This is a genomic window from uncultured Bacteroides sp., assembly GCF_910586915.1.
Taxonomy (GTDB): Bacteria; Bacteroidota; Bacteroidia; order Bacteroidales; family Bacteroidaceae; genus Bacteroides.
Map to the genome: position 1 here is coordinate 16,220 of NZ_CAJULN010000017.1, position 11,122 is coordinate 27,341.

8 protein-coding genes are annotated in these 11,122 nt (G+C 39.2%); all 8 read left to right on the plus strand.

What is annotated here, in order from left to right; translation table 11 throughout:
* Positions 1-28: 28 nt before the first annotated feature.
* The 8 genes from QZ331_RS08065 to QZ331_RS08100 all read left to right on the plus strand — a co-directional run bounded on the left by QZ331_RS08065 (position 29) and on the right by QZ331_RS08100 (position 11,091).
* Positions 29-1,537, plus strand: a complete 1,509-nt coding sequence (locus QZ331_RS08065) for a DUF3078 domain-containing protein (RefSeq protein ID WP_294629416.1) — start codon at positions 29-31, stop codon at positions 1,535-1,537.
* A gap of 371 nt (positions 1,538-1,908) precedes the next feature.
* The gene (locus tag QZ331_RS08070) at positions 1,909-2,475 is read left to right on the plus strand and encodes a UpxY family transcription antiterminator (protein ID WP_294629448.1); all 567 of its coding nucleotides are present in this window, start codon (positions 1,909-1,911) and stop codon (positions 2,473-2,475) included.
* Between the two features lie 34 nt (positions 2,476-2,509).
* The gene (locus QZ331_RS08075; RefSeq protein ID WP_294629417.1) at positions 2,510-4,921 is read left to right on the plus strand and encodes an SLBB domain-containing protein; all 2,412 of its coding nucleotides are present in this window, start codon (positions 2,510-2,512) and stop codon (positions 4,919-4,921) included.
* Between the two features lie 14 nt (positions 4,922-4,935).
* The gene (locus QZ331_RS08080; RefSeq protein ID WP_294629418.1) at positions 4,936-6,069 is read left to right on the plus strand and encodes a Wzz/FepE/Etk N-terminal domain-containing protein; all 1,134 of its coding nucleotides are present in this window, start codon (positions 4,936-4,938) and stop codon (positions 6,067-6,069) included.
* A 19-nt stretch (positions 6,070-6,088) separates the two neighbouring features.
* Complete coding sequence (locus tag QZ331_RS08085; RefSeq protein ID WP_294629419.1) at positions 6,089-7,501, plus strand: undecaprenyl-phosphate glucose phosphotransferase; 1,413 nt, start codon at positions 6,089-6,091, stop codon at positions 7,499-7,501.
* A 49-nt stretch (positions 7,502-7,550) separates the two neighbouring features.
* Complete coding sequence (locus QZ331_RS08090) at positions 7,551-9,086, plus strand: oligosaccharide flippase family protein (protein WP_294629420.1); 1,536 nt, start codon at positions 7,551-7,553, stop codon at positions 9,084-9,086.
* A gap of 3 nt (positions 9,087-9,089) precedes the next feature.
* The gene (locus tag QZ331_RS08095; protein WP_294629421.1) at positions 9,090-10,199 is read left to right on the plus strand and encodes a polysaccharide pyruvyl transferase family protein; all 1,110 of its coding nucleotides are present in this window, start codon (positions 9,090-9,092) and stop codon (positions 10,197-10,199) included.
* A gap of 10 nt (positions 10,200-10,209) precedes the next feature.
* Positions 10,210-11,091 carry an SDR family oxidoreductase gene (locus QZ331_RS08100; RefSeq protein ID WP_294629422.1) on the plus strand — a complete coding sequence of 294 codons (882 nt, stop codon included), beginning with the start codon at positions 10,210-10,212 and terminating at the stop codon, positions 11,089-11,091.
* The last annotated feature ends 31 nt before the right edge of the window (positions 11,092-11,122 follow it).

An 11,122-nucleotide genomic window follows, 5' to 3' on the forward strand; every position in this document is an offset into this window, starting at 1 on the left:
AGCTTTGCAGCCTAAACCATAGACAAATATGATGAGAATTACTACTTTATGTTCAGCTTTTATCCTGTCACTGTTGTCATTACCGCTTTCCGCGCAGGAACTTGTCGATGATTCCGTACAGCTGGCCGACTCGGTGCAATCTGTCCCTACGGTGGTCAAACCTTTAAAGGCGGTCGAATCCTCGAAAGTTGTGGCAAAGAACAAAACAATGAAAGCCGATACCCTTTCGGCAGAACTTCAAAAATATTTAATGCTCAAACTTGATATGTCAGGTCCGACTCCGAAGTTGGATACGGTTTCCTATTTATATAATAAGTATATTGCGCAGTTGGATTATCTGAATGATTTGTCTGTACCGGCGCGCTACATTCCGTCAGACCCTGACTATTTCCGTCTGTTTACTCCGTTGGCCTATTATTATGCCCCGATGGAGCAATATTCAAAGTTGGAATGGAAATCCGTACTGCCGGACACGATTCCTCAACTGACTGCCGAACTTCTTCCGTATGATACATTGGCGTTTACCAAGACTCAGCGCGTCAATGTGATGGTGAACAACGCCTTGATGGATCTTTATTTGCACAACCCACAATTGGTAGTCACTACGGAAGACCGTATCATGAGCCGTGATGTCTTTCGTCGCGATGTGAAGCCGAAGATTTCTCCAAAAGCCAGTGTTGTCCATCTGTTCCAACGGGAAGATATGAATGACAATGTAGGTCAGGCGAATATGAAAATCAGCCGTCCCAACTGGTGGGTGACAGGTGGTAGCGGTTCGTTGCAAATCAGCCAGAACCACCTTTCGGACAACTGGTACAAGGGAGGTGAAAGCAACTTCTCCGGTTTGGCAACCTTTCAGGTTTTCGCCAATTATAATGACAATGAAAAAGTCCTGTTTGAGAACCAGCTTGAAGCCAAAGTGGGTATGACATCCACTCCATCCGACGAATGTCATAAATATCTGTTTAACACCGACCAGCTTCGTTTGTATAACAAATTAGGTCTGCGGGCTTTTAAAAATTGGTATTATACCATCTCCTCGGAGTTTAAGACTCAGTTCTTCAATGGCTATAAGGCGAATAGTGAAGATTTGGTTTCCACATTTATGTCGCCGGCAGATTTAGCGGTCAGTGTCGGTATGGACTACAAGTTGAGCAAGAAGAAATTCAACCTTTCCGTCTTTATGGCGCCGTTGACTTATAACTTACGCTATATCGGCAGTTCGGAAGTGGACGAAACCAAGTTCGGTTTGGAGAAGGGAAAGTGCTCAAAGAATGATTTCGGTTCACAGTTGCAGTCAACTTTCAATTGGACTATTATCTCTGCCGTAACATTGGAGTCCCGTCTCAACTATCTGACCAACTATCATTGGGCACGTGTTGAATGGGAAAATACTTTCAACTTCGTGCTGAACCGTTATCTCTCCACTAAACTTTATGTACATACCCGTTTTGATGATAGCTCAAAACCGACCGAAGGTGATAGTTACTTTCAGTTGAAAGAATTGCTCAGTTTCGGTATTAATTATAAATGGTAGATGAATTCGGGGGAATTCTGATAAAATAAGAGTAGGAGGCTGTTTGACGATAAAAAGTTATTCAGCCTCTTTTTTTATTCCCTTGTTTAAAAAACATTATTTGCCATTTCCTCTCGCTATATAACTGAATCGCAGGATATATATATCCAACTTCCAGCGTATATATGCCCAACTCCCAGCATCTATATATCTGACTTGTACAATCTATATGTCCTGTAACCTGCATGATATAGGATTGTGCTTGTAAATAACAACTTACTTTTAAAAAAGAAAGCCTCTATCTCTTGTTTCTTATTGAATTTTTTATCTATCTTTGCAGCAGGAATTATTTCATTGCTTAACTTGCAATGAAAAAAGCATGGGGTAAAAATATGATCATTAGCAAAAATGACGATCAAAAAGTTCTGCCAACAGATGTGATTGGCAGAAGCGTAGCGCACTCTAAACGCTGGTTAGTCGCCATTGTGCGTGTATGTCATGAGAAAAAAACAAGTGAGCGCCTCACTAAAATGGGCATTGAAAATTTCCTTCCTGTTCAACAAGAAATTCATAAATGGAGCGACCGTCGCAAAGTTGTCGACCGGGTTATACTCCCGATGATGATTTTTGTCCACGTTGACCCATACGAACAAAAAGAAGTGTTAACCTTATCTGCAATCAGCCGCTATATGGTACTGCGTGGGGAGAGTACTCCGGCTGTGATTCCCGACCAGCAGATGTCGCGTTTTAAATTTATGCTCGACTATTCGGACGAAACGATTAGTATGAGTACGTCGCCGTTGGTGTCGGGGAAAAAAATACGTGTGATAAAAGGACCGTTGACAGGATTGGAAGGGGAATTGGTCGAAATAAATGGGAAATCAAAAGTTGCAGTCCGACTCAAAATGTTAGGATGTGCCTGTGTAGATATTCCGGCAGGATGTGTGGAGCCGGTTTAGCATTATCGATTGAATTAACATTCAAAATTAATCAATGAAAATACGAAAACTAATGGGAGCGCTCATCCTTTTGTCGGTGTTGCGCGCCACACCTGTGACTGCTCAAAACATGAGCGATTCCCAAGTGTTGGAATATGTCAAAGAGGGAATCAGACAAGGGAAAGAACAAAAACAGTTGGCTTCTGAATTAGCCCGTAAAGGTGTCACTAAAGAGCAGGCTATGCGTGTGAAACAGCTTTATGAGCAACAGAACAACGTCAATGGCTCAAACTCTACGGGTACGGAGGTCAACGAATCGCGCCTTCGTGAAGAAATGAAGGAAGACACTTCCAATATGCTTGAAGACCAACCGAATATTCAAGACCTTGCGCGGGGCAACGAGGTTTTCGGAAGAAACATCTTCAATACACGTAACCTGACTTTTGAACCCAGTGTCAATATCGCTACTCCTTTAAATTACCGTCTCGGACCCGGTGATGAAGTGATTATCGATATTTGGGGCGCCAGTCAGAACACCATTCGCCAACGGATATCTCCCGATGGCACCATTAATATCCAAAAGGTAGGTCCCGTCAATTTGAACGGTATGACCATTGCCGAAGCCAATGATTATCTTAAAAGAACATTAAACAAAATATACAATGGACTGGATAATGCGGACGATCCCACCTCCGACATTCGTTTGACTTTGGGTAGCATACGTACCATTCAGATTAATGTGATGGGTGAAGTTGTCCAGCCCGGTACTTATTCGCTTTCTTCTTTTTCCACAGTCTTTCATGCGCTTTATCGTGCAGGTGGAGTCAGTGACATAGGCAGTTTGCGTAATGTACAACTGGTACGTAACGGTAAGAACATTGCCACGGTCGATGTTTATCAGTTTATTATGAAAGGCAACATTCAAGATGATATCCGCCTTCAGGAAGGCGATGTCGTGATTGTTCCTGCTTATGATATCTTGGTCAAGATTGACGGAAAAGTAAAACGCCCGATGCGCTTTGAGATGAAGAAAGACGAAAAACTCTCCACTCTTATCACTTATGCCGGAGGTTTTGATGCCGATGCCTATACCCGTTCTTTGCGCATCGTGCGTCAGAACGGTCAGGAGTATGAAGTAAATACGGTAAAGGATTTTGATTATAGTGTCTATGAAATGCGAAACGGCGATGTCGTGACCGCCGAGGCCATCCTTAACCGTTTCACCAATAAACTTGAAGTCCGTGGTGCCGTTTACCGTCCCGGTATCTACCAGTTGACCGGAAAACTGAATACCGTCCGTGAACTGGTGAACGAAGCCCAGGGACTCACTGGTGACGCCTTTCTGAATCGTGCCGTTCTTTATCGTCAGCGTGAAGACCTTACCACTACAGTTGTTCCTGTAGACATCAAATCCATCATGGATGGTACCTCGCCAAACGTTATTCTGATGAAAAACGACATCCTTTATATTCCCAGCATTCATGACCTGGAAGATAGAGGTAATGTCATCATTCACGGCGAAGTGGCCAAACCGGATTCCTATCCTTATGCGGATAACATGACTCTTGAAGATTTGATTATTCAGGCGGGCGGATTGCGCGAAGCTGCTTCTGTTGTTCGTGTGGATGTATCCCGCAGAATCCGGAATCCTCGTAGTACAATGGATAATGATACCATCGGCCAAACATATACTTTCTCTTTGAAAGAGGGCTTTGTTGTTGACGGTACACCGGGTTTCATTTTGCAACCTTATGATGAAGTCTATGTGCGTCGCAGTCCGGGCTATCAACCGCAACAGAACGTATCTGTCGAAGGTGAAATTCTTTTTGAAGGCTCTTACGCGATGACCAACCGTGCGGAGCGCCTTTCGGATTTGATTCGTAAAGCCGGTGGTTTCACTAAAAACGCCTACCTGCGTGGTGCCAAACTGACCCGTGTAGCCACTGAAGGCGAGAAGGAACGTATGGAAGATGTAGTCCGTTTGATGAGCCGCCAGTTGGGCGAGGCAATGATGGATTCTTTGGATATTCGTGTGGAAAACCATTTTACAGTCGGTATCGACTTGGAGAAAGCCTTGCAGCATCCGGGCAGTACGGCAGATATTATCTTGCGCGAGGGTGATGTAGTCTTTATTCCCAAGAGTACCAATACGATTAAAATCAACGGTGCGGTTATGGTACCGAATACTGTTACTTACGTAGCAGGCAAGAACATCGATTACTATTTGAACCAGGCGGGTGGTTGTTCTGATAATGCCAGAAAGAGCAAGAAATTCATCGTTTATATGAATGGACAGGTCACGAAGGTAAAAGGCAGTGGCAAGAAACAAATTGAACCCGGTTGTGAAATTATCGTTCCCAATAAATCGAAGAGACGTACTAACATGGGTGATATCTTGGGATATGCCACCTCCTTCAGTTCATTGGGTATGATGATTGCCTCTATTGCTAATTTAATCAAGAAATAACGAATATCTTTATTATGGCTACTTTGATGGAACAAACATCTGACAAAGAGATAAAACAACGACAGGATATGTATGCGGATGAAGATGTGGAAATCGATTTGATGGAGCTTCTTCGCAAGGTTATCGCTATTCGTAAGAAAATTTACAAAGCTGCCGGTATCGGTTTGTTGATTGGTGTTGTCGTTGCGATAAGTATTCCTAAACAGTACACGGTCGAAGTCACCCTTTCTCCTGAAATGGGTAATAAAGAAGGTGGTTTATCCGGTTTGGCTGCATCCTTTTTAGGAAGTGGAGTTGCTATGGGAGATGTTACTGATGCTTTAAATGCTTCTTTGTCTGCTGATATTGTATCTTCTACTCCTTTTTTGCTGGAACTTTCCGATATGAAAGTTCCAGTATTGGAGGGTGAGGAGATATCCTTAAGTTCTTATTTGGATGAAGAATCTTCTCCGTGGTGGGAGTATGTTGTCGGACTTCCCGGTATGGTAATTGATGGTGTGAAATCTTTGTTTATTGAAGAAAAGGAGGATTCCGTCTTGTTAGCTAAAGCAAGTCGGGGCACAATCGAATTATCTAAAAAGAAGTTTCAGAAGCTCGAATCATTAAAGAAAAAGATTACCGCTTCTGTAGATAAGAAAACCTCTATGACTACCGTTTCTGTAACTTTACAGCATCCGAAGGTTGCTGCTGTTGTGGCCGATTCTGTAGTTAAGAAGTTGCAGGAATACATCATCGATTATCGTACTTTCAAGGCCAAAGAGGATTGTCTTTATCTTGAGAAACTGTTTAAAGAACGTCAGCAGGAATATTACGCAGCGCAGAAGAAATATGCTGCTTATATAGACTCTCATGATAATCTAATTTTGCAGAGTGTCCGCACCGAGCAGGAACGTTTGCAGAACGACATGAGCCTTGCATACCAGGTGTATAGTCAGGTTGCCAGTCAACTTCAGGTTGCCCGTGCCAAAGTGCAGGAAGAGAAACCTGTGTTTGCCGTTGTAGAACCTGCTGTTGTTCCGCTGAAACCTTCGGGAATCAGCAAAAAAATATATGTTTTAGTTTTTGTTTTCCTATCTGTTTGTATTGTTGTCTCTTGGAAGTTATTCGGCGAAGATATGCTGAAGAAACTGAAAGAAGTATGTGCCTAAAATCAAAATCTAATATGATATGGTATCAACAACCAGCCAAATCAATAAATTTATAGAATTTATTGCCGTTTTAGGAGATTTGATCATTCTGAATTTGTGTTTGTTCTTTCTCCTGTTCCTTTGGGAAGAAACTTTTCATTCGTTGCCTTTTTCCTGTAGAGTCTCGTGGATGATAACAGCGTTAAGCCTGTGTTATTTAGCCTGTTCCGGATCACGTGGAAGAGTATGGGACAGTCGGGGAATTCGTCCTGACCAACTCGTGTTGCGTGTGTTGCAGAATATGATGGCTTTTTCTATCTTTTGGGCGTGTGTCATGACCTTTAGTGGAATCACCATCTATTCTCTCCTTTTCTTTGTTGCCTATTTCTTTTTACTCTTTTTGGTATTAAGCATTTATCGCGTTATTATCCGCGAGGTGCTGATAGCCTATTGTGCTAAGGGTAAACACAAACGTTATGCCGTATTTATAGGTGGTGGCAATAATATGCAGGTTTTGCATGAAGAGATGGAGAATTCTTTGGCTTCTTCATTGTACGAAGTTGTGGGCTATTTTGATATAAAACCAGATGAAAATCTTTCGTCGAAATGCACCTATTTAGGCGACCCTGAAGGTTTTTCGGAATTTATGTCCGCCCATCCGAGGGTTAAGCATATTTTCTGCTCTTTGTCAATGGAAGAGGGACGCTACAATTTTTCCATTATGAATTATTGCGAGAACCACTTGCTCTATTTTCATGGTGTACCGAATGTTTGCAAAGGTTTTCCTCGTCGCATTTGGCACAGTATGGTTGGCAATATGCCGATTCTGAATTTGCGTTACGAACCATTGAGTAAGTTGGAGAACCGTATTTTGAAACGTATCTTTGACATTGTAGTCTCCGGTATTTTTTTAGTTACCGTTTTCCCCTTCGTCTATCTCATTGTCGGAACTATCATAAAGCTGACCTCTCCCGGTCCTATATTCTTTAAACAAATGCGTACGGGGCTGAACGGTGTGGATTTCATGTGTTACAAATTCCGTTCGATGAAGGTGAACGATGAAGCCGACAGCAAACAGGCTACGGTTGACGACCCTCGTAAAACGAAATTCGGTAACTTCCTCCGCCGTTCCAATATTGACGAACTTCCCCAGTTTATCAATGTCTTTAAGGGTGAAATGTCGATAGTTGGCCCACGTCCTCATATGTTGGCTCATACGGAGACTTATGCTCATTTAATTGATAAATATATGGTGCGGCATTTCATTCAGCCAGGGGTAACTGGTTGGGCACAGACGCATGGGTTTCGCGGTGAAACGAAAGAACTTTCACAGATGGAGGAACGCGTAAAGGCTGATATTTGGTATATGGAGCATTGGACAATGCTGCTTGACATATATATCATTTATAAGACTGTGGCGAATGTGATTGTGGGGGAGAAGAATGCGTATTAAGTTGGATTATTGATTGTATTTGGCGGAAGACATTTAGAGGAATTAATGTATGGAAAATCATAATAATAAACGGTTAGTTAAAAATACGCTATTATTATATGTACGCACAATTATAGTTATGTGTGTTGGTTTATATACATCAAGAGTAATTTTAGATGTATTAGGAATAGAAGATTATGGTATTTATAATGTGGTTGGAGGGTTTGTTGTGATGTTTTCTGTTTTTTCTGCATCACTATCAAATTCCATTACGCGTTATATCACATTTGAATTAGGATGCCATAATATGGAAAGGTTACGTGCTGTCTTTTCCATGAGCCTTAATATACAAATAATAATTTCTCTTATAATAGTCTTATTGGTAGAATTAGTAGGTGTATGGTTTTTAAATTATCAATTGAACATTCCATCGGATAGACTATACGCTGCAAATTGGGTGATGCAGTTTTCGTTATTTACATTTGTTGTTAATCTAATAAGTTTGCCATATAATGCTTTAATTGTAGCCTATGAAAAGATGGATGTGTTTGCATATATATCTTTATTAGAAGCGTCATTGAAATTAAGTGTTGTTTATTTATTGTTTATATCACCTATTGATAAATTGATTTTTTATGCATTTCTTCTTGCCTTAGCTTCATTATTGATACGTCTGATCTATGGTTGGTATTGCACACATAAATTCACAGAGTGTAGATATGTGTTTGTGTTGAACAAATCATTGTTGAAGAATATGTTAGGTTTTGCTGGGTGGAATTTCTTAGGGACAGGTGCTTATCTGTTTAATACGAATGGGGTGGATATTCTATCTAATCTTTTTTTTGGAATAACTATTAATACAGCTCGTGGAATCGCTAATCAGGCAGGAAATGCAGTTCGGCAATTTGTTAATAATTTTACTACGGCACTTAATCCCCAGATTATTAAAACTTATGCAGATAATAATCTTGATATTTGTTTTTCTACGGTACGCCAAGGAGCTAAATACTCATATTGTTTAATGCTTTTTTTTTTCATACCATTTGTATTAGAGGCAAATTATATACTTCATTTATGGTTGAAAGAATTTCCGGAGCAAACAGTTGTATTTTGGCAACTGACAATGTTAGGAATATTAGTAGATCTTCCGGGAGCTCCTTTAACAACTCTTGCCCAAGCCGTGGGTCATATTCGGAGATACTATATATATATGAGTTTAATAGGATCGCTTGTATTTCCTATTTCGTATTTTTTATTTTATTTAGGATGGCCTGCATATTCGGCTTATGTAACATATATCGTAATTTACACTTGTCTTGTTTATGTACGTCTTATTCTTATGAATAAGCAAATTGGTTTTCCTATTAATACTTTCTTGAAGCAGGTAATAGGGCGCATCATACCTGTTACAGTATTGTCATTTATATTGCCGATAATACTAATTAATATTATGGATGAAGGATTTTTACGGTTGATATCAGTTGGGGGAGGGAGTACTTTATCACTGTTAGTATCTATGTTTTTTATAGGTATACAGAAGTCTGAACGTGTGCAGGTGGTAAATTTTGTGAGGAATAAGTTCTATCATATTTATAGTAAGGAATAATAGATGAAAGTTTGTATCGTTACTTGGCTTGGTACTGGCAATTTTGGTACAAGTTTACAATCTTACGCATTACATTCGAAACTTAGTGAAATGGGGTATAATGTATCAATACTTCATAGTTTTACACCTAGTGATCTTACTTTTCGAGGAAGAATTTATAAATGGTTGAAACTTAGTCGAATTTTATGTTCACAGTTAATCAAAGGAGAATATTTTTCAAAGAAGCAGAGAAAAATACGTCAGTTTAATAAAAAGAATTATTGTCATCAGATAATTAATACTAATAGACAGTATAGATGTTTGCTTCAAGAAACGCAGACATTTATTACTGGTAGTGATCAGATTTGGAATTGTTACCATAGTTTTGCTCCTTTCTATTTTTTAGATTTTGCAGGAGATGTCAAAAGAGTTGCTTATGCTTCGAGTATGGGTACGGGGGATTTTCCTGAAGCGTATAAATCAATTGTGAAGGAGTTGCTTGCAAAATTTAGTTATATTGGTGTGCGTGAAACTACTGCTGTTCCCATTATTAGTGAATTGTTGGGTAGAACTGATATTGTTCAAGTGGTTGACCCTACTTTTTTACTTTCACCTGCTCAATGGTTAGATTTTGCAATGACGGCTGATATTGAGATTGAAATACCATCTCGTTTCATTTTGTGCTATTTTGTGGGGAATAATCCTTCGTATCAGCAGCAAGTGGAGGATATAAAACAGCACTTAGGTATAGAAAAAGTGATTCTTATTCCGTCTTTGGAAAATAAATATATGCAATTACCTTATGCACAAATATATAATGCTGCTGGGCCTAAGGAATTTGTTCGTTTGCTGTCTTGTGCTTCTTTCATTTGTACTGATTCTTTTCATGCGATAGCATTTTCTATCAATTTGCAGAAAGATTTTATTGCTTTGAAACGTTTTCAAGATACAGACGAGAAATCTCAAAATTCGCGTATTTATGATGTTCTTGAACATTATGGATTGAATCATCGTATATATGAGAATAAAGAATTGAAACTTTATCAACCTATTTCTTATGAGTTGATAAACTTAAAAGTGATTCATGACCGAGAAGAATGTGTTAGTTTTTTAAAAAGTGCTATCGAAAATTAATTGTAATTTTATGGGATTGAAAACATACTGTAAGCGTTTATTTACTTTTATATTCAATGGAATTCCAGTTAATCATGTTACTGCAAATATTATAACCTTAACAGCTAATCATTTGCTTGAAGGAAGATGTGCGTTGATTACTGGTGGAACTAGTGGTATTGGATTTGCTATTGCTAGAGCTTTTTTACAAGCAGGAGCAACTGTGATAATAACAGGAAGAACTCAATTAACGTTGCAAGAAAAATTAGAGGAATTGCTTGAAGATGGAAAGTTTGCAGGTAGGGTTTATATATGCAAAATGAATAATATAGAAATAAATACTTTTGAATCATGTTGGGAAAATATTGTGCATTCTTTGCCAGGGAAAAAGATAGATATATTAGTAAATAATGCTGGAATAGAGAGTACGTCTATGCCATATGTCACTGAAGAAGATTTTGACAAGGTAATAGATACAAATTTGAAAGGAACGTTTTTTTTATCTCAATTTGTTGGTAAATATATGGTTGATAATAAGATTCAGGGGAATATTCTTAATATATCTTCATCTTCGTGTCTCCGTCCTGCTAATTCTCCTTATATTTTAAGCAAATGGGGAATAAGGGCACTTACTATGGGACTTGCCAAATCTTTGTCTACATATGATATTACCGTGAATAGTATAGCTCCTGGACCTACTATGACTCCCATGCTGAAACTAAAAGAGAAATCTGATATATCTTTAGAATCTAGTCCCATAAAACGTTATGTAATGCCTGAAGAAGTTGCTCAAATGGCAGTGCTTTTAGTGAGTGATATGGGACGTACAATTGTGGGAGACACAATATTTATGACTGGAGGATTAGGGAACTTAACTGTTGATGATTATGATAAGCGTTATTCGTTTGATTGATATTTTTGAAAGTTTTATAAATAACATAAAG

What these genes read in the sequence shown, in the direction of transcription:
- QZ331_RS08065 (WP_294629416.1), top strand. Translation starts at nt 29, where the DNA reads ATGATGAGAATTACTACTTTATGTTCAGCTTTTATCCTGTCACTGTTG.
- QZ331_RS08070 (WP_294629448.1), top strand. Translation starts at nt 1,909, where the DNA reads ATGATCATTAGCAAAAATGACGATCAAAAAGTTCTGCCAACAGATGTG.
- QZ331_RS08075 (WP_294629417.1), top strand. Translation starts at nt 2,510, where the DNA reads ATGAAAATACGAAAACTAATGGGAGCGCTCATCCTTTTGTCGGTGTTG.
- QZ331_RS08080 (WP_294629418.1), top strand. Translation starts at nt 4,936, where the DNA reads ATGGCTACTTTGATGGAACAAACATCTGACAAAGAGATAAAACAACGA.
- QZ331_RS08085 (WP_294629419.1), top strand. Translation starts at nt 6,089, where the DNA reads ATGGTATCAACAACCAGCCAAATCAATAAATTTATAGAATTTATTGCC.
- QZ331_RS08090 (WP_294629420.1), top strand. Translation starts at nt 7,551, where the DNA reads ATGGAAAATCATAATAATAAACGGTTAGTTAAAAATACGCTATTATTA.
- QZ331_RS08095 (WP_294629421.1), top strand. Translation starts at nt 9,090, where the DNA reads ATGAAAGTTTGTATCGTTACTTGGCTTGGTACTGGCAATTTTGGTACA.
- QZ331_RS08100 (WP_294629422.1), top strand. Translation starts at nt 10,210, where the DNA reads ATGGGATTGAAAACATACTGTAAGCGTTTATTTACTTTTATATTCAAT.